This window comes from Marinobacter sediminicola, from assembly GCF_031157525.1.
In the GTDB taxonomy this organism is placed as follows: domain Bacteria; phylum Pseudomonadota; class Gammaproteobacteria; order Pseudomonadales; family Oleiphilaceae; genus Marinobacter; species Marinobacter sediminicola.
Map to the genome: position 1 here is coordinate 136788 of NZ_JAVIXR010000009.1, position 25332 is coordinate 162119.

General features: G+C 49.4%; 18 protein-coding genes and 1 pseudogene. 11 read left to right on the forward strand and 8 right to left on the reverse strand.

The features are described 5' to 3' along the window. Positions 1–3: 3 nt before the first annotated feature. The 3 genes from RG807_RS13325 to RG807_RS13335 form a co-directional block, all read right to left on the reverse strand. The gene (locus tag RG807_RS13325) at positions 4–642 is read right to left on the reverse strand and encodes a response regulator (protein WP_309045316.1); all 639 of its coding nucleotides are present in this window, start codon (positions 640–642) and stop codon (positions 4–6) included. Positions 643–1638: 996 nt separating this feature from the next. Next, on the reverse strand, positions 1639–2787 hold the full coding sequence (locus tag RG807_RS13330) for a tyrosine-type recombinase/integrase (protein ID WP_309045317.1): 1149 nt from the start codon (positions 2785–2787) through the stop codon (positions 1639–1641). 398 nt (positions 2788–3185) lie between these two features. After that, positions 3186–3389: a hypothetical protein gene (locus tag RG807_RS13335; RefSeq protein WP_309045318.1), complete on the reverse strand. Its 204-nt coding sequence runs from the start codon at positions 3387–3389 to the stop codon at positions 3186–3188. Positions 3390–3780: 391 nt separating this feature from the next. On the opposite strand from RG807_RS13335, the pseudogene istA reads away from it, so the two are divergent. Beyond that, positions 3781–5244 (forward strand): annotated as a pseudogene (gene istA, locus RG807_RS13340) (IS21 family transposase); the annotation flags it as partial. A 63-nt stretch (positions 5245–5307) separates the two neighbouring features. Here istA and RG807_RS13345 read toward each other — a convergent pair. The 3 genes from RG807_RS13345 to RG807_RS13355 form a co-directional block, all read right to left on the reverse strand. Further along, a complete protein-coding gene (locus tag RG807_RS13345) occupies positions 5308–6222 on the reverse strand; it encodes a nucleotidyl transferase AbiEii/AbiGii toxin family protein (protein ID WP_309045319.1) in 915 nt (304 codons plus the stop codon). Then, positions 6215–7012 carry a type IV toxin-antitoxin system AbiEi family antitoxin domain-containing protein gene (locus tag RG807_RS13350; RefSeq protein WP_309045320.1) on the reverse strand — a complete coding sequence of 266 codons (798 nt, stop codon included), beginning with the start codon at positions 7010–7012 and terminating at the stop codon, positions 6215–6217. Before RG807_RS13350 ends, RG807_RS13345 begins: the two co-directional genes overlap by 8 nt. A gap of 210 nt (positions 7013–7222) precedes the next feature. Beyond that, the gene (locus tag RG807_RS13355) at positions 7223–7951 is read right to left on the reverse strand and encodes a helix-turn-helix domain-containing protein (protein ID WP_309045321.1); all 729 of its coding nucleotides are present in this window, start codon (positions 7949–7951) and stop codon (positions 7223–7225) included. A 159-nt stretch (positions 7952–8110) separates the two neighbouring features. Here RG807_RS13355 and RG807_RS13360 point away from each other — a divergent pair, with 159 nt between their 5' ends. Next, positions 8111–8329 (forward strand): hypothetical protein, encoded by a 219-nt coding sequence (locus RG807_RS13360; protein WP_309045322.1) that lies wholly within the window; start codon positions 8111–8113, stop codon positions 8327–8329. A 15-nt stretch (positions 8330–8344) separates the two neighbouring features. Here the strand turns inward: RG807_RS13360 and RG807_RS13365 are convergent, their stop codons facing one another. Next, positions 8345–8866, reverse strand: a complete 522-nt coding sequence (locus RG807_RS13365) for a hypothetical protein (protein WP_309045323.1) — start codon at positions 8864–8866, stop codon at positions 8345–8347. Between the two features lie 497 nt (positions 8867–9363). On the opposite strand from RG807_RS13365, the gene RG807_RS13370 reads away from it, so the two are divergent. Then, positions 9364–9633, forward strand: a complete 270-nt coding sequence (locus RG807_RS13370) for a hypothetical protein (protein WP_309045324.1) — start codon at positions 9364–9366, stop codon at positions 9631–9633. 317 nt (positions 9634–9950) lie between these two features. Here RG807_RS13370 and RG807_RS13375 read toward each other — a convergent pair whose 3' ends face one another. Then, positions 9951–10319: a hypothetical protein gene (locus RG807_RS13375; RefSeq protein ID WP_309045325.1), complete on the reverse strand. Its 369-nt coding sequence runs from the start codon at positions 10317–10319 to the stop codon at positions 9951–9953. 731 nt (positions 10320–11050) lie between these two features. Between RG807_RS13375 and RG807_RS13380 the strand changes: the two genes are divergently transcribed. The 8 genes from RG807_RS13380 (at position 11051) to pglZ (ending at position 25332) form a co-directional block, all read left to right on the forward strand. Beyond that, complete coding sequence (locus RG807_RS13380; RefSeq protein ID WP_309045326.1) at positions 11051–11668, forward strand: DUF1819 family protein; 618 nt, start codon at positions 11051–11053, stop codon at positions 11666–11668. Further along, complete coding sequence (locus RG807_RS13385; RefSeq protein ID WP_435404677.1) at positions 11665–12276, forward strand: DUF1788 domain-containing protein; 612 nt, start codon at positions 11665–11667, stop codon at positions 12274–12276. Before RG807_RS13380 ends, RG807_RS13385 begins: the two co-directional genes overlap by 4 nt. A gap of 40 nt (positions 12277–12316) precedes the next feature. After that, positions 12317–15886 carry a BREX system P-loop protein BrxC gene (brxC, locus tag RG807_RS13390; protein WP_309045327.1) on the forward strand — a complete coding sequence of 1190 codons (3570 nt, stop codon included), beginning with the start codon at positions 12317–12319 and terminating at the stop codon, positions 15884–15886. 39 nt (positions 15887–15925) lie between these two features. Further along, a complete protein-coding gene (locus RG807_RS13395) occupies positions 15926–17596 on the forward strand; it encodes an ATP-binding protein (RefSeq protein ID WP_309045328.1) in 1671 nt (556 codons plus the stop codon). A 114-nt stretch (positions 17597–17710) separates the two neighbouring features. Beyond that, positions 17711–18826: an AAA family ATPase gene (locus tag RG807_RS13400; RefSeq protein ID WP_309045329.1), complete on the forward strand. Its 1116-nt coding sequence runs from the start codon at positions 17711–17713 to the stop codon at positions 18824–18826. After that, positions 18823–19377: a hypothetical protein gene (locus tag RG807_RS13405; RefSeq protein ID WP_309045330.1), complete on the forward strand. Its 555-nt coding sequence runs from the start codon at positions 18823–18825 to the stop codon at positions 19375–19377. Before RG807_RS13400 ends, RG807_RS13405 begins: the two co-directional genes overlap by 4 nt. After that, complete coding sequence (pglX, locus tag RG807_RS13410) at positions 19364–22834, forward strand: BREX-1 system adenine-specific DNA-methyltransferase PglX (RefSeq protein WP_309045331.1); 3471 nt, start codon at positions 19364–19366, stop codon at positions 22832–22834. Before RG807_RS13405 ends, pglX begins: the two co-directional genes overlap by 14 nt. After that, complete coding sequence (gene pglZ / locus RG807_RS13415) at positions 22834–25332, forward strand: BREX-1 system phosphatase PglZ type A (protein WP_309045332.1); 2499 nt, start codon at positions 22834–22836, stop codon at positions 25330–25332. The genes pglX and pglZ overlap by 1 nt, the downstream gene beginning before the upstream one ends.

Here is a 25332-nt window from a genome sequence, read left to right on the forward strand (position 1 = left end):
GTGTTAAATACCCGGGATAAGCCCCATTCTTACGGCTTCGAGTGTTGCCTCCGCTCTTCCAGAGACATTGAGTTTGCGGTAAATAGCCTTGATGTGGCTGGCCACCGTATTCACTGAAACCCCCAGAAACTCCGCGATGTCACTGCGCCCAAAGCCTTTTGCCAGTAAAAACAGAACTTCTTTCTCGCGCTCGGAAAGGGCAACGGCTCCTTCGTTATCTTTGGGCTGCTGAAACTGTCTTAGCAGTCTTCGAGATACGGCTGGCGACAAAGGCGGTGAACCGGCGGCTATGCCAGACAGGCTATCGATGATGGCTTTGCTGGACTGGTCTTTGAGAAGGTAGCCGTTTGCTCCGGCTCGCAGGGCTTCGAACAGGTGTTTGTCATCATCGAAGATGGTTGCTACTACAAGATAGGTGTCAGGTGAGTGGAGTTTGAAATGCCGCAACAGATCCGTTCCGCTACCGTCTGGTAGGCTGAGATCAACAATCGCCAGGTGCGCCGAATTATCTGAAAGCCAGCTGTAAGCTTGCTCCAGAGTACCGGATTGATGAATGCTGGAAGTGGGGAAGACGTCTTGAGCCAAACCGACGAGCCATTCCCTGGTTACTTCATGGTCTTCGATAACTAATACATTTTGCATCTACTGATCGCCCCCAATCATTTCCTTTGAGCCGGCAGGTTCAGAGTGTAGCCAGTTGAATCTAGCAGTCCGGTGTCAAAATTCCCAGAGCGGATGGCGGGAGTAACCCGTTTGTGTGATGTGTGGATGCCATGAGGCTAGCTAGGCGAGCTGGTGGGGTGCTGGAAAGGTGGGGCAAGAAATGAGTCTGGCCGGGGAAAGCAGACATAAAAAAAATCCAACTACCGCTAAGTAGTTGGATTTTTTAGGGAATTTTGGTCGGGACGGTAGGATTTGAAGTTATTTTATACGCTTTCTCGCCCGCTCTCGCACGGTAAATCAAACGGTTACGTGCGAGAGGGTGCGGTGCTGTAGTCGAATTGGGACAAATTTTGGGACATCGGGAAACCTCTGAATAGGGTTCACTGCTATTAGGAGTTAGATCACCTTCTGCGAAGCCGAATGCAAGAACAAGTAACGCAAGACTTGTCGCAAGATCTTTTTGGAGCGGATGGACAAACTAATTCCCTGGAAGCAGTTGGAGAAAAAAGCGCCCCGGCCATGGAAGACGCCCTGTACTAGATTCAATCTATGCGTCACGTTCCGAACGTGCAGCTGATCAGGTTGCCGGAATAAATTAGTATTCTCAAGTTCCGGCATTTTCTGGAGCGCCATGGTGTGGTCGAAGGGTTGTTCACAGAGGTTAGCAGGCACCTGGAGACATACGGCCTGATGCTGCGCGAAGGCAGAATTGCTGATGTCTTTCCAACTACGACATTATGCTGGCGGGAACATTTTCCAGGGTGAGAAGTAGCGTGTATTCGGTAATGCTGGTTATCTTGGAATTCAAGCGCGGGATGAGCGCAGGGAGCGCAAAACAGTAACTGGCTGAACTTGCTAGACGCGTTCAACAATCTTCCAGCAGGTGGGAAATGTTTTCTGGCGAGGGGTTGGTGCGCCCGAATTCCGCCAAAATGGCGGTAAACGGGCAGAACCTGAACGAAAAGCGAGGGTGATTCAAACCGTTTCGAGAACCACCTTCAATTTATCCATTTCTCGATCGCTTTCCTCGCCATTTAGCCACCGCGCATACGTCGTGAGCAGGACGATAACGCTATGGCCAAGTTGGTTCGCCACAAATGCCGGATTCATTCCGGCCATCAGGCATTGGGTAGCGTACGTATGGCGTGTGTTGTAGGTTCGTCGGTGTCTTATGCCCAGCGCCTTTAGAGCTGCCGTGAAGATTACCCGGGGTGGTTTGTCCGTTAGCCATGCCTCATTCGTTCTTGGGCTTCGAAAAACTTGTTCGCCAAACTGATAGGTTAATTTTTTTGCTTCATAAAGTGCCTCTTTGGCTTTGTCATTCAAAAAAACTTCCCGAGCTCTATTTGTTTTTGTTTGATGGTTTAGTTGGCCTCGGATGCGGGTTTTGCTCACCTTTACCGCACCGCGATTCCAGTCAATGTCATTCCACGTTAGAGCTAGCATTTCGGAAGTCCGCATTCCCGTCCAGAATGCAAACTGTACATAGGTAGCATAGATCAGTTCCGGTCCTTCATTGTTGGCGTATAAGTAATTAATTATATTTTCAGCCTCTTTAGGTGAAAAGGGATCAACTTCCACCTTCTGATGTTTAATGTTTTTAATCTTTTCTGCAGGGTTGCGATCAATCACTTCGTCATCAACTGCCATCTCAAATACTTGTCGTAAGGGGATCAAAACATTATTTCTTGTTTTCATAGATTTCCATTCAATTTCTGCAATATCTTGCTTTAATTCAGATACGGTAAATGAATCAATTGGACGCTCTGCATATAGAGGTTGCCAGTACTTCATTAGTGCTTTTCTATATGTGTCCAAGGTTCCTTCAGAAACAGAGGCAGTATTTAGATACATTTGAGCATACTGGCTAAATAGTGGCACGTTACTATTAACGTATTCAGGCTGATCGAACTGCGGAAAATATTCCGCAAGTTCTTTCCATGTTAGTGTTTGGAACCGGGCTTTGTTCGTAAGCTCAGCTCGTAGATGGGCTGCCTGCCTGATGTTTGTTTTGGTTGGTTTCCGCGGCCAGATCGGCTCGAACCTTTTTCCTTCCCACGTGAATCGAATTTTAATGCCTGATCCGTGGGGGCGGATGCCTGTTGGAAATTCCTTAGTAGCCATGTCTTTACACCTTTAATTGAAACCCAAATTTGACCGTCAGGGTCATGAATGAATTGTTCGCCCGATTTCCATTTTCCCGCCCGAATTTTGCCTTTCGCCCACAGAGGTTTTTTTCCAAAAATTTCACAAACTCGCCCATGCGGTAGCCAATCTAATGACTCCAGGTCAATGGTTATTGATGAGTTGTTCAGTACTTCATTGATTGAACTCATGATATCTACACCTTTTATTTAATAATCATGTTTATTTAGTTTTTAAGTTTTTTGATTCTGTTCACATGCTTATTATTTTACTACATTTAAGGTTTTCACCAAGGAAATAGATATATAAAGAAAGTTCTAGGCTTCAGTTCTAGTGTGATAATTTTCATGAATATAAAGTATTTAAGATCTGAATAATTAAAACCATTTTGGTCCGTTGGACTGTAATAAATCATCATTATTTAACTTATTGCTTGTTTCTTTTTCAGTTTGAAGCCGAATGAATTGTGACTTCTCTCCTCGATGCGTTCTGATAAGTAGCGAAATTTCTACTTCATGAAACTCTTCTGCTTCTTGAGCGATATCTCGGATCTCTTGCATCAGGGCTTGAATGTTGCGCATGTGGTTCTCCTGGGTGGGATTGAGTTCCAGTTCAGACTACAACATTGTTTTGATCGAGCAAGCAGATGGGGGAGCGGGAACGGGAACTGGTCACTCTGTAGCAGAGACCAGACAATGTTTTTGGGTACTGCCTATTTTTTGTCTTGGCCGGGGGCAATAAGTTAATTTGTACTATGAGAAAATTAGTATTATTCCTCCTTCTTTGACGACGATCCCGAGACCGTCGATTTTGAGGGGCTCGGGATCTTCATTTTCAGACACTTGGGCCTGTGAGTATGCCCAAGCCCGTCATGAATATATATTCTGGACGAACGTGAACACCTGTTCTGGAGCAAGGTGAACACTTTTATCAGGTTGTTTGCTATTCTGTTCTTTTTTCGGAATCAGGGTTATGCCGGCGAAGAGAACACCAATGCGCCAAATCAGAGAGGTCCTTCGGCTAAGGCTGGCAGTCGGGCTCTCAATTCGGCAAGTGAGCGCTGCTGCGAAGACTAGTGTTGGTGCAACCTATAAGATTTTGGCCCGGGCCGGTGCCTGTGAGTTGACCTGGCCCCTGCCAGAGGATCTGGACGATGGTCGTCTGGCGGCGATGTTCTATCCCCGCTCTGATCTCATTTCAGCTTCCCGCTATCAGATGCCAGACTGGCCGAACGTGCATCAGGAACTCAAACGCAAAGATGTGACCAAGCAGTTGCTATGGGAGGAATATACGGCTCGGTACCCCAACCGGTATTACAGCTACTCTCAGTATTGTCATCGCTACTGTTACTGGCTGAAGCAGCAAAAGCGTTCCATGCGCTACACCCACAAGGCCGGTGAAAAATGCTTCATTAATTACTGCGGTCCTACTGTTCCCATCGTCAACCCACAAACCGGCGAAATCCGCCTGGCTCAGGTATTTGTTGCCGTGCTGGGTGCCTCCAGTTACACCTACGCAGAAGCCACCTGGAGTAAGGAATTACAGAATTGGCTGCTGAGTCATGTGCGGGCCTTTGAATTCTTCGGAGGTGTACCGAGGACGGTGGTGCGGGTCGACCCGCGCAGAGGTGTTAACAAAGCGTGTCGGCTCGCCCCGGGCAAGAATTCCAGCTACCAGCAACTTGCGACTCATTACCAGGTCGCGGTGATGCCGGCAATGCCCTCCAAGGGTAAATCTAAAGCCGCAGTGGGTGTTCAGATCGTTGAGCGTTGGATCCTGGCCCGGTTACGACACCAGACCTTCTTTACCTTGGCGGAGCTGAATCAGTGCATCAATAATTTGCTGGACGACCTGAACAGCCGTCCGTTCAAACGTCTACCGGGGAATCGGCAGGGAGCCTTCAGGGCGCTAGATCAGCCCGCCCTGGGAGCCCTGCCTAATAACCCTTATGAGTACGTCGATATCCGACGCAGCCGGGTCAACATTGATTGCCACATTGAGTTCAGCCAACACCATTACTCGGTACCACACCAGTATGTGGGCGAGCAGGTGGAGATCCATGCCAGTGAGCATCTGGTGCAGATCTTCTTTCAACAGCAACAGATTGCCTGCCATCCCCGCAGCCATAGGCTTGGTATCACTACCGAGCCCAAGCACATGCCTACCGGTAACAGAAAGGACCAGCAGTGGACGCCTGGCCGCTTTAAAAACTGGGCCCGAGATATTGGGCCAGACACTCTGGCCTGGATTAGTGATCGACTGGATGAGCGGGCACACCCAGAACAGGCCTACCGAGTCTGTCTCGGACTGCTCAACCTCAACAAGGCCTATCCCAGCCCACGCCTGAACACTAGTTGCCGTATCGCCAACAGGGAGGGCCTAAGACAGTTGAAACACATCAAGGCCATTCTTCAAAGCAACCGCGATAAGATGCCGGAGTAGCAGCCCCTGCCAACAAACAGCACGGAGCTCTGACTGTCGACTTTCTTAGGCGTGGATTCAACAATTTAAAATGCGACCTAACTCTCGCACTGCTTGGGCGTGACTGGCCGTACTCATTTTCGAGAGGTTGTGTAGTTTCCAACGCGCTGCGGGCAGATGTTCAGCACCCTCAATACCGAGCAAGTGCCATTCTGGGGTTCGGCGTTTGAATGACATCAGAAATTGTCGCTCAGATTTCGTTAGTGATGAGTTAATCAAATCAATCAGGCGCGCCCGTGTGGTTTCCAGCTCGTTCAGGGAGACATCTTCATGAGTCATGCTTTTGAACTCTCCCTCATACAGCTCTGAGATGTCTTTGAAGTGCGGGCGAAGCAGTTCAGCGATAGGTCGGTTGTGGCTAATCATGTAAACCAGCACAGCCCTCCTGAGGCTGTCGGTGATCCCTTCGTTATCCAGTAGCCACTTCACGTCGAATAGATCCCTGGGGTGCTGCCGGTCCAGAGCTGCACAGATTTTCCCCGCGTATAGATCTGCAAAGTGGACTACCTGCATCTCTGCAAATCCGAATTCTTCCTCCACACCCTCGCAGACAGAGATAACACTGGGTTCGTAAACTGTGCCGCGCAACACAGGTGATAGTTCAATTTTGATTAGAGAGTGCTCGTTGCGAACCGTGAGCCGCAATGCATCCTGTTTGTCTTTGAACGATTCCACCACATGAGCACCATGAATTCCGAGTCGGATCGACTCGGCTAATTCGGAGAGACTTTTTTTAATCGAATCCAGCGCATCGTTGCGCTCCATCATGGGAAGAAAGACAAGGTCGATGTCTACCGACAAACGAGGGAGGTCGCGGATAAAAAGGTTGATGGCGGTGCCGCCTTTGAGGGCAAAACACTTATGTTCAGCCACGTAAGGAATGATTTGAAGTAAAAGCTGAACTTGGCTGTAGTAGTAGTTTCGTTTATCCATGCTCGTGGGAGTCCTCGTGCATTTCTTTTGGAACAGTGATTGCCCATCGGGTGTCGAGCTTGCCGTGCTTGGCTATAACCCGCTTGCCGGCTCCCAAGTCATATTCGTTTGGGTCCAGACGTTTGGACCAAGCATGGCCTTGTCGTTCAGCTAACCATAAAAATAGTCGTTTAACCTTGATACTGCGGCAAGCTTTTAAGAGAGTATCGATCTTTCTCGGTGAAAGGCTGGAGAGCCCTTGCATGAGCGCGTTGGCATGCTCAAAACTGACCGTCGAAGGTACCTCGGTCAGCACCTCCAGAATGGCTTTCTCAGGACACGAATATAAAACGGGAGGTCGTTCGGCTAACCACTTGTGTTCACGAAGAAACCTTGGATTTGTCATGACTGACTCTGGCCATAGCCTGAGGGTGCCGTGCCGCTCGAAGGTGGCAGTGACTGCAATTCTGCTGATCCAAGCTGGTAAGGGGTACTCTGAGTAGAGCTGAATCCGTACCTCCGCACTTGTTGACAAAAAATGTGTTAAACCGGTGAGATCTAATGCAGTTAAACCACCTACATGGACGGGCTTTTCTGACATTCGTTGAAGGGACGCAACTACGCCGTGCCAGCTAGTGGATTTTTCGTAGAGGGTGTAAACACCAGCGGTAAGCGGTATCAGAGTTTGACTGCGTATGGCATTGTCTAAGAAGTGCAGGTTTAAGCCCTGCTCCAGTAACCAGCGTTTGGTTGCTACCATAAAAGGTGGCAGTAGGTCTTTAAGTTCGTCGCGAGATTCCTTGTTAAGCATAGTTTATAAATTTCTCAAAATACGGCAGTTTGTAGCGTGTTTTTAGTAGAACTTAAACCACCATAGTCGGAAAAGTTTAAATTATCTAATAAATACGTCATTAATTGCCGCAAAATTAAGAAAATGTAAATTTGGTGGTGATTGTGATGAAAGTGTCACGCGCCACGTGTGCAACCAAGTAGACAGAGCACCCCCGTGCTTGCGCTTCAGCTAGAACGCATGAACGCTTATGTCTGGAGAGGGAGCCCAGGTCGGGTGCATTTCTTTCATGCCGCGCGGCTCACCCCATTGGTTGCTGCGGAAGAGGCCCACAGCTGTATTAATAGCTTTGTCCACCGATCCATAGGCCTCAGTCGCCATGTCTCCGTGTAAAATACTCCACGAAACCTGAGCGGCAAAATGCTCGATATCCTGTGTTAAATGCAACTTGCTATTAAGTATGCGCCGAACAGTTTTGATCTCGATTTGCAGTTTGTCAGGTGGCGCGACTGACTGTTCGTCAGCCAGACTTTTTGCGAAACTCAGCAGGCCTTTTTTGGGATCAGATTTGAGGTCGCTGCGATAGCGCTCGTGCGCAACATACTGTAGTAGTTTTTTTGGAAATAGAATTTTCGTTGTTGATACTCGTTGACGAAACGGATCTAGGCTCGATTTTCCATTGTTCACGCGGTGTATCAATGATGCGTCGATCAGAGCACGATTTGCGCGTTCAACGGAGGATCGAGAGATTCCGAGACGCTCTTGCAGGGTCTCGGCACTGATATTACATTGCCAGCTGCCTTCCATTTTTCCGAGTCTCCAGTACTCCAGGAAAACGCGAATGGCTGAGCTGCTCAGTTTGGCCTCGTTATAGAGATAGTTTTCCAGCGCTATTGGGGTGTTACGGTATTCATAATGGCGGTCAATAAACTGCGCAATCTGCGCTTCGCGAGTGGTCATGATCGTTAGAATTTTCTATGGTCGGTGAGCGTGTGACAGCTAATTTACCGAGTATTTTTGTTTTCAGGTACCTTGATTACATTTTATTACGTTGTGGTCGATTCGGTGTTGGCGAGAACAGCGACCTAGCACTGCATTCTTTGAGAGGGGAAAGTAGGCATGAAAATGACGATTGAGATTACATTTGGTGCCCGCGAAACGTTGCCAGTGCTGCTTCGTAATCAAGCTCGCCTGCTGGGTTTAACTGACGCTGAGTATGCGAGGCGTTTAATCGTTGAGGGAATGGAGCGGCTGGCGGCTGATAGTGAGCCCTCGGAGCCTGGCAAAACGCTAGAGGATTTTTTAGTAAGAAACGGAGCGCTCTATCCTAAGGAATAGAGCGCCGAACGACTGTTAATCCGGTTTAGTTCCGCTGTGATTAATGATCGTGTTTTTAGTATTGATCGTGATATTGAGTGCTGGCTTCTGGCCATTTTGTAACAGTTTGTATTCTGCCGGGTGCAGAATAGTTTGTCGCAAGACGCCGAATTTTACCGGCAGCGGGTCACACATGAGAGGGTCATTCTGGTTCGAATCTAGTCTGGTCAATATCACACCACCGAAAATGTTATCAACACACCCGATTTCTACCTCCCTGAAAAAATCAGCCCGATCGCTCTCCGCCATCGACTCGATAATTTTATCCACATCCAAAACCGAGACACCTGCTTTTGCCAGATCAATGGCTTCCTCCTTGGTATAGCACGGAGTGAAGTAAACCAAGGTTCCAGTGGCTTGGTTGTCGGAAACAAGCAGATGTCGGTTATTATGGATTTCATGAATTGAGAATGCACCAAAACTACGGTCGTCAAGCAATGCCTGGTTAATAAACAACAGAACCTTCTCGTTGTAAGTGTAAACAGTAATAGCGAACATAAAAATATCCTCTTTGATGGATATTTAACAATACACAAAAATCATGGCCATGCGACGCGTCAAAACACGAATAAAATGTAATTGCACGAGAATTGCCTAATTTATTTCGAGGTAATCTATGCAGACATATTGAATGTTGAGATTCGTGTATGAATATTGATCGATGCTGGGCTGTAATTAAGTCTGAAATTTATAATGTCAACGAGCAGAGGTTTGACGACTTTGATCTGATATTGAGATGTCTAATGATAATTTCCGATGATATCGTTGACGAATATAAACAGAGCCGAGATTTCCATAAAAGAAAAGACTCGAAGTTCAAGTTTTGGACATACGTACCGAGCATTGAGCGCGGTTCGCTATCCGTTGTAATTCGTTGGCGCAGATACAGTGGTCATGGGCGCTATTCGGATCCAGTCGCGACGTCCCAGTTAGTCGACTACAGGATTCCAATGTCGTTTTTCCCAAAATGCACCAGGCCCGAGAAGAGCGCTATCATGCATGCTGAAACACAGTTCTCCACCGTCCGAAAAATTGGTGAAAAACTATTGCTAATTGCCCAGGCGCAGAACGCATTGTTGGATATTACCGGGGCCCGGTGCCTGAAAGAGGACCAGCGAGTGACCGGAAGATTACAGCGGGTGCAGCAAAAGGCTGAAGAAGATGATCTTGTTCATAACTCTGCAACGGACACAATAGAGTTTACAGATGCAGAACGTGCAGCGTTTCGAAAAAAGCATGGCCTAGGCCCTCGAAGGTACAGTTAATGTCTGTACCTCGGGGGAGGGGGCTGTGCTCAAGATAGGATAGGTAACATAGGGGGCGGAATTATTTTCGAATAATGGCTTCGCCAGGACCAGGGCTTGATGGATAATCTGAAGTTAGCGCAAAAATTCTGAAGACGAAATGGGTGTTATTGAGAGAGATTAAATAGATAGTTTTAATGTGAAATTACCTGGAGTGTACCGCAAGTGTACTTGAAGTGTACCCAGAGTGTACTTTTCAAGGTTTCAATTCGTGAGAGTCCAGAAAAATAAGTGCGTAAGTACACTCTGGGTACACCTGGAGTACACTGAATGTCAGCTTAAAGAAAGCTGTGCGGATCATCTGAGAAGCCGGTGTCTATAAAAATTGATTCATCAAATGACGACGTATCATCGGATATATCAAATCCATAAGGATTGCCGCCGACATCAATCCCACCAATATCTCCACCTGACATCAGAAGCCCGGTCGCCGGATTGATATTAAGATCATCTCCTTGAAGGCTCAGAGATTCAGAATCGAACAGCGTGAAGCTATGATCCGGATCATCATCAAAATCCTGTGGTTCGTAGCTTTTATCAAAAATTGAATGTGCAAACGTTGCTCCCAGGATGGCGCCGGCAACTAGGCCAATCGGGCCAAAAAAAGCTCCAACCGCACCACCTATTAATACCAGTAGAATAATCATAGCTGTGTCTCACCAAGGCTGGTTTCAATGTTGGTTCAGTTTAGCGGAATCTGAAGTTCGTCCAAATTCAGGCCTGTGAGAGCTGGGCATACTGAGAACACTGCGAAGCCAAGGGGCATAAGCTTGATGCTTGGAATCTGTCGTCAGATCAAGCAGTATTGAGTCCATCATAAAAAGAAGCAGCCTACCTTCTATCCTAAGTGGTAAGTCGATTGGCAAGCTAGATTTTCAGGCTTTCTGCTAAGCTCCAGCAAGCTGCAGGCCAGCTTAGCGATTTCCTTGATCAAGCAGTGGTTGGGATTTCGCGAAATACAAGGAATGCCTGATGTTAAGGACCAACGAAAAGAAAGAACTAAGCCGCAAATCGCCAGAAAAGGCCCCGGCCATACTTTCTCGGGTTAATCAGCTTGTAAGCCAAGGGTTGCAGCAAGCAGCCATAGATCTGCTAGATGCAGCAGTCTCCGCTTCTCCAAACGATTCCTCACTGCTAAGCGCCTTGGGTCGTGTTTATCTTTTAAATCGGCAGCCTGAAAAAGCTGTGATCTATTTGCGGCGATCGCTCGCTCAATCAAGTTCGAAGCCTGTGCAGGCCAATAGCTACGCATCAGTGGATTTCAGGTGCTTGGTTAGCAGAATAGTGCTTACAAAAGCGATGAATTGTTTGAGTCTGGGTGCTCGTAGCGTTAAGTTGGACGGTTACCGCGTTTAACCTAGAAAAGTGCCCAAACTGAATGGCAAGCAACGACCGTTATCGAATTTCCTTCACCTCTGGCAGCCTACACCATTACGAATCCGTGCAACTGGCAGAGCTCTACCGGGAGCTAGGAGACTGGGAAACCACCCGCTCAGAGACTCTGCAGCGTAATGTGCTTCAAGCCAGAACAGAGCGTACCGCTAAAGTTGTATGCCGAGAAATTATTGACCGGTTAAAGACGCTCAGCAAGGCAGAACTGGATTTTCTTATTGATAGCGGCCATAAGGACCAAGCACACATTCTGTGGTTGGCTATTTGTAGGCTTTACCGGTTCGTCGCCGATTTTGCAGTGGAGGTTGTAAGGGAGCGTTTTCTGTCGATGAAAATCGATCTGACCTATGAAGATTTTGATGCTTTTTTCAACAGAAAATCAGAATGGCACGATGAGCTTGATCAAGCTAGCCCATCTACAAGGGACAAGTTGCGCCAGGTGACGTTCAGGATGCTCCGGGAGGCCGAGTTGGTGACCAAAGGGAAAACGATCAATACAGTCATTCTCAGCCCCAAGTTGGTAGGGCTTATTCGTGAGAACAATTCTGACGAATTTCTTTACTTTCCCGTTTTTGAATCTGATATCAAAGGGATGTCACTGTGAGCAAAGACATTGCCAGAATGCCGATGCAGGATCGGTTTCAGCACCTTCATAGCGTTATTTCTGGACAGCGATTTCTAAATAAACAAGGGCTCGGCAACGAAGTGCCATTTTTTATCTGCCCCTATAGAGCCGAAGAAGCGGTCGAAATGGAGCGCCTGCAAAGCCAGTTGATCAACCGTCTGGAACAGACAGGAATCAAGATTCTCAACATCAATCTCTACGATCTCTCTGTTGAGCTTCTGAAAGAACGAGACGTATGGAGCCAGGTTGTTGAGCTCGAACCGACGGTTTCAAAAGATCAGCTCAAGGAGCTGCTTCAGGGTGTTTTGGATCCAGAGACGCATCTTGTGCCGGCCATTGCGGCGAAGCTACAAACTGCTGAGCTCGACGTGCTGTTTCTTTCTGGCGTAGGAGAGGTCTTTCCTTATATCCGTTCTCATAACGTGCTCAATAACTTACAAAGCACGGCGAAAGAGAAACCAACAGTGATGTTTTTCCCAGGATCCTATACCCATTCGCTGGAAACGGGAGCCTCGCTAGATTTGTTTGGAAAGCTTCACGACGACAAGTATTACCGCGCGTTCAATATCTATCATTACGAAGCCTGAGCGGACGTAAAAACGAGGCGCCTTTACAAAGGAAAGCACAATGACATTGAAGAACATCTTTCTAAAACCGGTTGACCGTCCGATCGAAGGTGTTATCAAAGCCGACGATGAGGCCAGTCTCCGCCTCGAAATTGACGAATACGTTCTGACGAACGAAGTTGAAAAGCGCCTTGAAGATTTTTTGGATGCCTACAATAACTACGAAGGTGCAAACGGTGTTTGGGTTTCCGGCTTCTTTGGTTCGGGTAAGTCCCATCTACTTAAAATGCTGGCACTGTTGCTCGAAAACCGTGAGATGGATGGCGCCTCAACCCTGGATCGCTTCCTTCCAAAGTGCGCCGAAAACACGATTCTTCAGGCTGGCTTGAAGAGGGCTGTCTCCATTCCCTCAAAGAGCATTTTGTTCAATATCGATCAGAAAGCCGATGTCATTAGCAAAACCCAAATCGACGCGTTGCTGGCCGTGTTCGTCAAAGTCTTTGATGAAATGTGCGGTTACTATGGCAAACAAGGCCACATCGCCCAGTTCGAACGTGATCTGGATAGCCGCGATTTGTACCAGAAATTCAAAGCCGAGTATGAAAGTGTGGCTGGGCGATCCTGGCAAAAAGGCCGGGAGCAGGCGTTGTTGGAAGGGCCGAACATTGCCAAAGCCTACGCTGCAGTCACCGTGGCCGACCAACAATCGGCAATGGGTATCCTCGATAAATACCGGAGCGATTACCGGGTTTCGATTGAAGATTTTGCGGATAACGTAAACGAATATATCGAGAAGCAGGCGGCCGAGGGTGGCCACAAAGAATTTCGGCTGAACTTCTTTGTGGACGAGGTAGGCCAGTACATTGCCGACAACATCAAGCTGATGACCAACCTGCAAACTATTGCGGAGAGTCTGGCCACCAAGTGCCGGGGCCGCGCTTGGATCGTTGTCACTGCTCAGGAAGAGATGAAAAATGTTGTCGGTGAACTGGGCAAGCAGCAGGGCAACGACTTCTCCAAAATTCAGGCGCGTTTTAACAACCGCATGAAGCTGTCCAGTGCCGACGTGGCCGAAGTCATTCAGAAGCGCTTGCTGACTAAAACAGAAGAGGGCGTCAATCAGCTATCAGACGTCTATCACGCGCAATCCAACAATTTCAAAACCCTTTTCGACTTTGCGGATGGTTCAGCCACCTATCGTAACTTCCGGGATAGGGATCACTTCGTTAACAGCTATCCGTTTATTCCTTATCAATTCGCACTCTTTCAGTCGGCGATTCAGAATTTGTCGCAGCATAGTGCGTTTGAAGGCAAACACAGCTCCGTTGGTGAACGCTCCATGCTGGGCGTTTTTCAGCAAGTCGCCATCCACATTGGCGGTCACCAGGTAGGCCAGTTAGCGACTTTTGACCTGATGTTCGAAGGCATCCGATCTGCACTGAAGTCGCAAATACAGCGTGCGATCATCCAGGCCGAAAACCACCTGGACGGGCCATTTGCGATTCGATTGCTGAAAGCTCTGTTTCTGGTGAAATACGTCAAAGAGTTCAAACCAACGGTTCGCAACCTCTGTGTGCTGATGCTGGACGCCTTCGATCAGGATCTGCCGGCGCTTCGGAAGAAAATCGAAGAGGCACTGAGCCTGCTTGAGCAACAAACCTACATACAGCGCAACGGTGACCAGTACGAGTACCTGACCGACGAAGAGAAAGACGTCGAACAGGAAATCAAGAATGTAGAAGTCGAGTCATCTGACGTTGCAGATGAACTTGAGAAGATCATCTTCGACTACGTCATCAAGCAGCGTAAGATCCGCTACGATGCAGGCCCCTCCCAGAACCAGGGGCAAGACTATGCCTATTCGCGCAAGCTGGATGACCGGCTGCATGGGCGCGAATACGAACTGGGCATTAATGTTGTCAGCCCATTTCACGAGCATACCGATAACGAGCAAATGCTGCGTACCGCATCCACTTATAAAGCCGATGAACTCTTCGTTCTGATGCCTTCTGATGAACGTTTGGTGCGTGACTTACTGATGCTCAAGCGCACAGAGAAGTACATTAAACAAAACATCTCCGTAACCCAGCAGGAGTCGGTTAAACGGATACTGAATGATAAAGGCTTCCAGAATCGTGAACGTGAAGCCCGGATACGCCAGCAGGTTCAATCCCTTCTCAGTAACGCCAAACTCCTGATTGGTGGTGCGGATGTAGAGGTGGCCAACGAAGATCCTCAAACCCGCATCATTCGAGGTTTTCATGAGCTGATTGCTCGTGCGTACCCCAACCTTCGCATGCTGCGAGGTGTCTCCTACTCGGAAAACGATATAAGCAACTGCCTTAAGCGGGCAGAAGACGGTTTGTTTGGTAATGATACGACCGCATTGGCGGAGTCCGAACAGGAAGTGCTGGCCTTTATTCAGAGCAACAATCGTGGCGGTGTTCGCACTACCTTGAAAGGCCTGCTGGAAAAATTTGAGCGAAAGCCCTATGGCTGGTACTACGCCGCCATTCTCTGCACCTTGGCGAACCTGTGTGCACGCGGAAAAGTCGAGGTTCGTCTCGACGGTAACATCCTGGACGACGCCGAACTCGAACGCGCGTTTCGCAATACCCACGGGCACAACAACCTTGTACTGGAACCGCAGATAGAGTTTACCGCGTCCCAAGTACGTGCCCTTAAAGCCTTCTATGAAGACTTTTTTGACAGCCCACCCGCAAGCAGTGAAGCCAAAGCATTAGGGAAAGAGACTGGTGAGGCCTTTCAAGAAATGTTCCACCAGCTCAACCCCCTGGCAGCCCAGTCTGGCCAGTACCCGTTCCTCAGTGCTTTAAAGCCTGCGTTGGAATCGCTGAAGGATGTTGCTGGGAAACCTTACACCTGGCACCTGACCGAATTAAGTAAGCAGGAAGATCATCTGCTGGATCTGAAAGAGGACGTTATCGACCCCATTCGCAAATTCATGAGTGGGTCACAAAAAGACATCTACAATCAGGCGCGGTCGCTGCTGCAGACACAGGAACCCAATTTTATTTATATGCCCGGAGATGAGATTGAGCAAATTCGTTCAATTCTCAATGATCCGAAGTGCTACAAAGGCGGCCGCATCCAGCAGCTGAAAGGGCAGCTGGATAGCCTGAAAGAACGCATCGATGAAAAGGTTAACCAAACTCGTTCCAGAGCGTCCGCATCCCTGAGCACCATGCAAGAACGAATGCAGAGCATGGATGAATACCAGGCGCTTCCAGAGCCTCGTCGGGCTGAGCTGAATAAGCCTTTTCAGGATCTGAACGAGCACATTGGCGGACAACAGATCATCGCTGTTATCAACGATCGCTTGCGCTTTTTTGAAGAAGAGGGCTATCAGAAGGTTTTGGCTAAAATGGTTGAGCTGGCCAACCAAACAACCGCGCCGTCCCCAGATCCGGAACAACCCCCCAAGTCAGCGGGTGACGACAAACCGCACAAGATCAAGGAACGGCCCGCCGAGTACGTTCATTCGCGAAACCTTCACGTTACCTACAACAAAGCCTGGCTGGCCGATGAAAGCGATGTAGACCGTTACTTAGCGTCCCTGCGTGAAGCTTTACTGCAAGAAATTCAGCAAGGTCGAAAGGTGCAGATTTAGAACATGCAGATCCTGAGTGCGCAAACCTAAGGGGTAGCTATGAACGATACAGAACAGGATGTTCTTGAGCTGATTCGCCGCGGTGAAAATCTGACCGTCGAGTTTAAGAGCGACGAAAGAAGCCTGCCCGATCGGGACCTGATCGCAGCAGTCGTGGCTCTTGCCAACACGGAAGGGGGTGACTTGTTCCTGGGCGTAGAGGATGACTGTTCGATCACCGGACTGCATGTTAGCCATCGAAACGTGACCGGTCTGCCCGCACTGATTGCTAACAAAACCATCCCATCGATGGCTGTGCGTGTTGAGACCATTGAGCTGGAAGGGCAGGTAATTGCCAGAATCCGTGTACCCAAGTCCCGACAGCTGGTGTCCACTTCAGACGGTTTGCTGCAGAGGCGCCGCCTAAAAATGGACGGCAGCCCGGAGGCAGTGCCGTTCTACCCCCACGAATTTGTTCAGCGCCAATCCAGCATCGGTGTCACCGATCCTTCTGCGCTGCCGCTGGAAAACGTGGCGGTTGAAGACTTGGATCCAATTCAGCGTATTCGCATCCGGAATGCCATCAAGAAATACGGCGGTGATCAAAGCCTGCTGCCGCTGGCGGACGAAGAGCTGGACGGAGCTCTGGGGCTGACTGTGACGGTAAGCGGCATGCGTCACCCAACAGTGGCTGGTTTGCTTTTACTCGGCAATGAAAGACAGCTGCGGCAACACTTGCCGTCCCATGAGGCGGCTTTTCAAGTTCTGCGCGGTACCGATGTGCTGGTCAATGAGTTCTACCGCAAGCCACTGCTGGAGACCTTTGAGGAGGTTGAGCTGCTGTTCCGGGCTCGGGTGGAAGAAGAAGAGATTCAGATTGGTTTGTTTCGCGTGCCCATCCCCAACTTTGATCGGCGAGCTTTCAGGGAGGCCTTTGTAAACGCTCTTGTGCATCGCGATTACAGCGCTCTGGGCGCAGTACACGTTCGGCTGGATGATGATGGACTGAGCATCAGCAACCCCGGCGGCTTTGTGGAAGGCGTCAGTTTGGACAACCTGCTGGTAGCCGACCCCCGCTCTCGTAACCCCCTGCTGGCGGATATCATCAAACGCATCGGCTTGGCCGAACGCACTGGCAGGGGCATAGACAGGATCTTTGAAGGCATGCTCCGTTATGGGCGCACTGCTCCAGACTATTCCATGTCATCCGCCTATACCGTCGCCGTGCGCATGAGTGCAGCAGATGCAGACGCGGACTTTCTGCGCATGATTGTGCAACGCGAGGAACAAGCCGGCGCAGCCATGCCCATCGACAGCTTGATAATTCTTTCCCGGCTGCGTAATGAGCGGCGGTTGAGAACAACGGATTTGGCCAAGTCTGTGCAGAAGCCAGAAACTGTGGTTCGGGGCACCTTGGAGAAGCTGGTAGAAGCCGGCATGGTGGAAGCCCACAGCACCGGCAAGGGTCGCACCTATACGCTGAGCGCAAAGGTATATCAGGGCGCTGGCCAAAAAGCGGCTTATGTTCGGCAGGCGGGTTTTGATCCCATTCAGCAAGAACAAATGGTGCTGAACTTTATCGACACCCACGGCAGCATAAAGCGAGCGGATGCTGCCGATTTGTGCCACATCAGCCCGTACCAGGCCACCCGATTGCTCAATCGCTTGAAAGACAAAGCAGTAATACTCCCTGTAGGTCAAGGCAAGGGAACTCGATATGAGCGCAACTGAAAAATACGTGCGCCGCTCGTAAAATACGTGCGCCGCACGCAATTTCGTGTACAGCGAGTGAAGGTGGGCGTCTACAGGCTAGGGCCGAAAACGTTAAATAATTGGGAAATAATGATGATAGAAAGGCTTGAGCTCAAAAATTTCTCGTCATTTGACAGTCTAGATATCGGTTTTTCGTCCAAAATCAATGTGATCATTGGCGAAAACGGTACTGGTAAGACGCAGTTACTGAAGGCGTTATATTTTGCCAATAAATCACTAGCTCTGCAGAGCGCAACGTCAGAGGAGATTCTGCGTCTTTATCGACCCTTGAGCAACTCTCTGAAGGGGCTGGTTGGTGATGATGGAAAGTCAAAGGCAGAACTCATCTGTAAGATGGCATATGGCCAGATATTACATGTTAGCTTTTCTGCAAACTCTAAACATTTACTGCAGGAACTGATCGTAAGCACACCAGCGATTGGCTTCCCAAACTTTATCCCCGTCAAAGAAGTACTTTCTTTAATGAAAGGTATTTTAGCCGATGACGGTAGCACTGAAACTTTGCAAACTTTATTTGATCAAAGTTATCTCGATGTTGCCCACAATCTGGCAAAAAAAGCATCAATAAAAACTCATGAAAAAATTGACCAGGATCCAAGATTTGGATCGGTTTATCTAAAGCTAATTGATGTTCTTGGTGGAAGATTTCAAGTTATAGAGCGTTCAGGGAAGGTTTCTGTTGCATTTCAGTCCGGTCATTATGAAAGGGTCAAAGACCCCAAAAGTCAAAATCATGATCAGTTGACGTTCCGAGCCAAACGTCGCGACTCGGCAGACATGACAGCGGAGGGCTTGCGCAAGTTAGGTACATTGCAGCTGTTGATAGAAAATTATGAGCTTGATCCCGGACAAAGCGGCGTAATGCTCTGGGATGAGCCAGAAGCCAATCTTAATCCAAAGCTAATGAAGTTGATTGTTGAGGTTTTATTGGAACTCGCGCGAAATGGACAGCAAGTGATCTTGGCGACACACGACTATGTGCTGCTTAAGTGGTTTGATTTACTAATGAACAAGGGTAAAGACGACCATGTGCGCTTCCATAGCCTTTACCGAGATGAAGATACTCAGGGAATCAAAGTTTCGTCAACAGATGAGTATCTTGATATTTCACCAAATCCCATCGATGAAGCCTTCGGGTTCCTTATCAATAAAGAGATCGAGAATGATATGGGAGGGCTCGGTAAATGACATTAGTAAAAGCTGATGGGTTTGAGTTTCACTTTACGGACGCTATTGATGCATTCGTTTTCGACGAAACGGATCGAACAAAACCGACATTTCATGGTGCACCTATGAAAGGTGTCGACATTGTTGCAGAGTTCGCGGATGCCTATATATATGTAGAGCTAAAAGATTATGACGATCCGTCTATTTATGATATCCGCGTTGCTTCGGATGATGATGAAAAGAAAATGAGACAAGATAGCTTTAAGTGGCTTAAAAATTACCTCAAGTATAAATTTAGAGATTCTTATCTTTACCGGCATGCCGAACAGAAAGTCGATAAACCTGTCCATTACATCTGCTTACTTACTTTCGAGAATGCGTTAAACGGTCGTATGCAAAAGGCTTTAAGACAGGAATTGCCAGTTGGTCGAGCATCGTCCCGATGGGCGTATGCGCTGGCTACAAGCTGCCAAGTCTTAAACATGGAGAAGTGGAATGAAAATTTCCCCAAGTGGCCAGTAACTCGGCTTGTTAACGCCGCTGGAGGAGCGCGACATCATGGAAATACCTAAGCTCAAAAAATTCGCCCAGTTCGCCCGCCGCAGCCTAATTGAACAGGTGACTGCCAAACTCAAACTGGTGCTGGCGGAAGAAAACCCAGCTCGGCGGGAACGCCCACAGGTCATTAAAAAGCTGGAAGACGCGGTAGCCGAGGAGGGCAAGGAACAAGTCATCGAGCGGGTGGCCTATATCTGGTTCAACCGCTTTTGCGCACTGCGCTTTATGGACGTGAACCGCTATAACCGCCTAGGCATCGTTTCACCCGCAGAAGGGCAGTTTCAGCCCGAGATTCTGGCCGATGCCAAGATGGGTCAGATTGATGAAGATATGGTAGCGGAAGCGACTCGGCGGCGAATTTTTGCTTTGCTGGATGGCAAAACGCCCAGCCAGGATCCGCAAGGTGAGGCCTACCGCCTGCTGGTGGTGGCCGCCTGTAACTACTGGCACAGCGCCATGCCGTTCCTGTTTGAACGCATCGACGACTACACTGAGCTATTGATGCCGGGTGGCTTGCTATCGGGCAACTCTATTCTCGCCTACACCCGCGAGGCTATGACGCCAGACGCCTGCGAGGATGTCGAGGTGATCGGCTGGCTGTATCAGTTCTACATTTCTGAGAAGAAAGACCAGGTCTTTGAAGAAATGAGAAAGAGCACCAAAATTACGGCTGAGAATATTCCCGCGGCCACCCAGCTTTTTACGCCGCACTGGATAGTGCGCTACTTGGTAGAGAACTCTCTGGGCCGGCTCTGGATGCTCAATCGGCCACATTCGAGGCTGGTTGATCAGATGGATTACTACATCAAGCCTGAAGAACCGGAAACTGACTTTATCCGCATCAGCAGCCCTGAAGAAATTAAGATCTGCGACCCAGCCTGCGGCTCAGGCCACATGCTGACCTATGCCTTCGATTTACTTTATTCCATCTACGAGGAAGAAGGGTACGAGCCCGCTGATATTCCGGCCATGATCTTGACTAATAACCTTTACGGTATCGAGATCGATGAACGCGCTGGGGAGCTGGCTGCTTTTGCGCTCATTATGAAGGCCCGCGCTAAACAGCGCCGCTTTTTCCGCAATCCGATACAGCCCCACATCACCGTATTAGAAAATGTTCACTTTGATGAGGGTGAACTCAGTGAGTACATGGATGTAGTCGGGCGCGATCTGTTCACCGGCGAACTGTCCGAGACATTGCTGCAGTTTGAGCACGCCAAAAATTTTGGCTCATTAATTGTGCCCAAACTGCGCGATCCGGCAGAGACACTGCGCATGATTGCAGCGCAAGAATTTTCGGACGATCTGTTGTTGAACGATGTGCATGCAAGGGTTGAGGTAGCGTTACACATGGCTGAGGCCCTCTCCCGCAAATATCATGTGGTAGTAGCTAACCCGCCATATATGGGTAGCGGAGGAATGAATGGCATCTTAAGCAGTCATGCTAAAGATTATTTTCCCAATTCCCGTGCCGACCTGTCAGCTATGTTTATGGAAAGATTGTTAGCTCTTAGTCGAGTTTCTGGCGTCATTGCCATGATCAATATGCAATCTTGGATGTTTCTATCATCATTCGAAAAGTTGCGAGCACAGGTTCTTTCAAATTGCTCGATTCTTAACATGGCACATCTTGGTGAGCGAGGCTTCGACTCGATAGGTGGAGCAGTTGTTTCAACTACAGCCTTTGCAATAATGAATAAGCGCGCTGTAAAGCATGTGGGCGAATATCTTAGGTTGGTAGATGGGCGTTCTGAACAAGAAAAAGCGCAAATGGTAGTTAGCATCATCAAAGGTATGGATCGGACAAACTATTTTCGAGTGTCCGATGACTTGTTTGGTGTCGTCCCTGGCCAGCCCATAGCTTATTGGCTCTCGCCCATAATTTTAAGTCTTTTTGAAAATAAAAAGCTTGGCGAAACCTTTGCCGCAAAAGAAGGTGTCGGCACTAGAAATGACGATGTATTCATGAGGCTGCAGTGGGAAGTTTCTCGGTCAAAAGTTGGCAAATACGCTCGCTGGCTTCAGTCCGACAAGGCAGGTGACGCTCGCCGCTGGTATATGGGGTTTAACTTTTTGATGGATTGGGAAAACGATGGTTTTAGAATTAAAAACTATCGTAATGAAGATGGCTCATTGCGCTCTCGTCCACAAAACACAGGGTATTTGTACGAAAGCGGCGTAACTTGGGCAAAGGTTAGCGCTGGTGCTCACGCTTTTAGGTGGAGACCTGAAGGTTACGGCTTTAACGACGCAGCCCCAACTCTGTTTGGAGAAAACTCTTTTGAGTCTCTGGCCCAGCTCAACTCAGTGATAATGAAGCCACTGCTTGCCGCCACTGGGAATACAATAAATATTTCAACAGGGACACTTGGAAGTTTGCCTTTACTTCAACCAAGTAGCGCTGGGAACTATTTGAAGGACAACTCGTCTATGCTTGTGAATCTTGCGAGACTCGACTGGGATGCCTACGAAACCTCATGGGATTTCACCTCCCTCCCTCTGCTCCAATCCGATTATTACGCCGAGACGCTTGAAGGTAGTTATGCCCAACTGCGCAGGCATTGGCAGGGTATGACTTATAAGATGCAGCGGCTGGAGGAAGAGAACAATCGCATCTTCATCGACGCCTACGGTCTGCAAGACGAGCTGACCCCCGAGGTGCCGCTGAACGAGATCACCCTCACCTGCAACCCCGCCTATCGCTATGGCGGCAACGCCAGCGTCGAGGACCGCGAGATTCGCCTGCGCGCCGATACCGTGGCCGAGTTTTTGTCCTACGCCGTAGGCTGCATGTTCGGCCGCTATGCGTTGGACAAACCGGGGCTGATCTTAGCCAACCAAGGCGAAACTATTGCGGATTACCTGAATCAGATTCCAGAGCCCCGCTTCTCGGCCGATGAAGATAATGTCATCCCAATGCTCGATGGTGACTGGTTCAGCGACGATATTGCCGAACGCTTCCGCGAATTTCTCCGCGTCGCCTTTGGTGAAGAGCGTTACGAGGAGAACTTAAGCTTCGTCGAGCATGCCCTGGGAAAGGACATCCGCAAATACTTTCTGAAGGACTTCTACAACGACCATGTGCGGCGCTACAAAAAACGCCCCATCTACTGGCTATTCTCTTCGCCCAAGGGCTCATTCAATGCGCTGATCTATATGCACCGCTACCGCCCGGATACAGTCAGCGTGGTGCTCAACGATTACCTGCGGGAGTTCCGCACTAAACTGACGTCCCGTCGGGATCACTTGGAGGCGGTCAGCATCAGCGCCAGTGCATCTTCCGCAGAAAAAACAAAAGCGCTGAAGGATATCGAAAAAATCAGCAAGATTATCGTTGAACTGGCCGATTACGAACGTGACGTACTTTACCCGTTGGCTACCAAACAGGAGGAAATCGATTTGGATGACGGCGTGAAAGTGAATTACCCAAAATTCGGCCATGCGCTGAAGAAAATAACCGGACTGAGCTGATGAGTGATCGTATTACCCAGGCTTTGAATAAGTTATTCGACCGCCACCGCATTGTGTTCTGGTACGACACTAAACACGAGCTGCGCAGTGATTTTGAGTCGGTGTCACTCCCGGATGTTGAGAAGCTGGAGATCGCCAACAATGAGTACGGGCTGAAATACCGTGTTCTGCGTGAAGCGCCAACGCAGAAGTTCCTGCTGTACAAAGAAGGTCCACAGCCAGCGGAGCTGGATAATTGGTTGCTGGATGTGCAACTGGCCCACGGTGAATTTCGCACTGACCAGGTGGCTATCTGGCTGTCTGAGTTGGAGTTGGGCCTGGAGTTTGCCGAGATTGCGCAGGCTCACGCTGAATTCTTCCAAGCCGAGAAACGCAAAGACGCCCTGAAAAAGTGGCTGAAACCGGATGATACCGCCGGCCAGTTGCGGCTGAAAATGCTGGCTGTGTGTGCGGGTAGCGAACCCCGGATGGATTCTGTGGTAGAGACTTTGCTTCAGCAGTTGGCTGATGACAGGGTTGAGGGCATGCGGCTGGTTGAACGCTGCGGGTTGGACACTTTCCTCTGGGAGCAACTAACGCGCTTTTATGGCTACGAATCCACTGAGCCGAACCTGCGGGATTTCGTTATCGCCTTATTTAAATCCTGCTATGCCATGAGTACCGATGGCGAGTTCAAAATGACCGGCGATGCGCTGGTGTTTCTTAAGCGCTGGAAGGACAGCCGTCAGTTCGAGTCAGGATTCGAAGCCTTATCCGCTGAGTGTGCCGATGTGCTTGGTATTGAGCAGGATTTGGGCAAGCGAGATTTCCGGAATCTGATTGAATTGGATTATTTCCGTCTGATCGACCAGAAAATTATCAGTGATCTGGTGCGAGCTGTGGTTGGGCGCACGGTAACGAGTGGTGATGTAGCCCTTTGGGTGCGCCAGCGTCGCCAGGGGCATTGGTATGATGAATTCCGGCACCTTTATGAGGCCATCGAGTTTGGCGCCCGCTTTATTCAGATGCTGGGCGAGGCCAATCTCACTATGGACAGTCTGGCCGATAGCGTGCAGCGATACAGCTGCGCCTGGTTTCAGCTCGACCAGCTCTATCGCAAGTTTACCTACCATGTGCGAGTATCTGGCCAGCCATCATTGATGGGGGAGCTGACTGAGCAGGTAGAGAATCTGTACTCCAACAGCTATTTGCTGAAGCTCGGGGATGCATTCCAAACACACGTAGATTCGAGCGCCCGCTGGGAAGCATACCCAGTATTTCAGCAAAACACTTTTTTTGAGCATTGGGTGCGTCCGTTCCTTCGTAAGGACAAGCGGGTGTGTGTGATTATTTCCGATGCCATGCGTTACGAGATCGGTGACGAGCTGCTGAGCCTTATCCGCCAGGAAGACCGTTACAGCGCCGAGCTTGAGCCTGCGCTCTCCATGTTGCCTAGTTACACGCAGCTCGGTATGGCCGCACTGCTGCCCAATAAAACCTTGGCGATTGCGGATAACGATACCGGCACAACGCTGGTGAATGGGCAAAGCTCCCAAGGCACTACCAATCGTACCAAGATTTTGCAGGCAGCCCTGGAAGGACGTGGCCAGGCGATCCGAGCTGAAGAGTTTATGCAGCTTAACCGCGACGATAGCCGGGAAGTGTTGAAAGGTAATGACGTGTTGTATATCTATCACAACCGCATTGACCACACCGGCGACAAAATGCACTCAGAAGGGCAAGCCTTCGAGGCGGCGGAACAGACCCTGGAAGATCTGATCCGCCTGATCAAAAAGCTGGCGGCTGCGAATGCCAACAACCTACTGGTGACCGCCGATCATGGCTTTATTTACCAGAACCGAGAGCTGGACGAGAGTGATTTCCTCAGTGTGCCTGTCAACGGGGACAATATTCTCTACCGCGACCGACGCTTCGTATTGGGGAAGGGTTTGGCATCCTCTCCCGCGTTCCATCACTTCTCGTCTGAGCAGCTTGGTCTGGAAGGCGATATGGAAGTGCAGGTTCCCAAATCCATCAACCGGTTGCGCCTGAAGGGATCCGGCAGTCGATTTGTTCATGGCGGTGCTTCGTTACAGGAGGTGGTGATACCGGTGCTGAAGGTGAACAAGAAACGTCAGAGCGATGTTAGCGCCGTTGAGGTGGATATCCTGCGGGGAGCCAGCTCGGTGATTACCTCTGGCCAACTTGCGGTCGCCCTTTATCAGTCCGGGCCGGTAACGGAAAAAATTCAACCGCGCTTGCTGCGGGCTGGCATCTACACCGAGGCTGGCGAGCTGATTTCTGACAGTCACGAGCTGGTGTTTGATTTGACCTCAGAGAACCCCCGTGAACGTGAGCTGCAGGTGCGCTTTTTGCTGTCTCGCAAGGCGGATGAAGCGAATGGTCAGGAAGTGTTCTTACGGCTTGAGGAGCAGCATGCTGGTACGTCCCATTACAAGGAATACAAGTCGCTCAGATATACGATGCGGCGGTCCTTTACCAGCGATTTTGATTTTTGA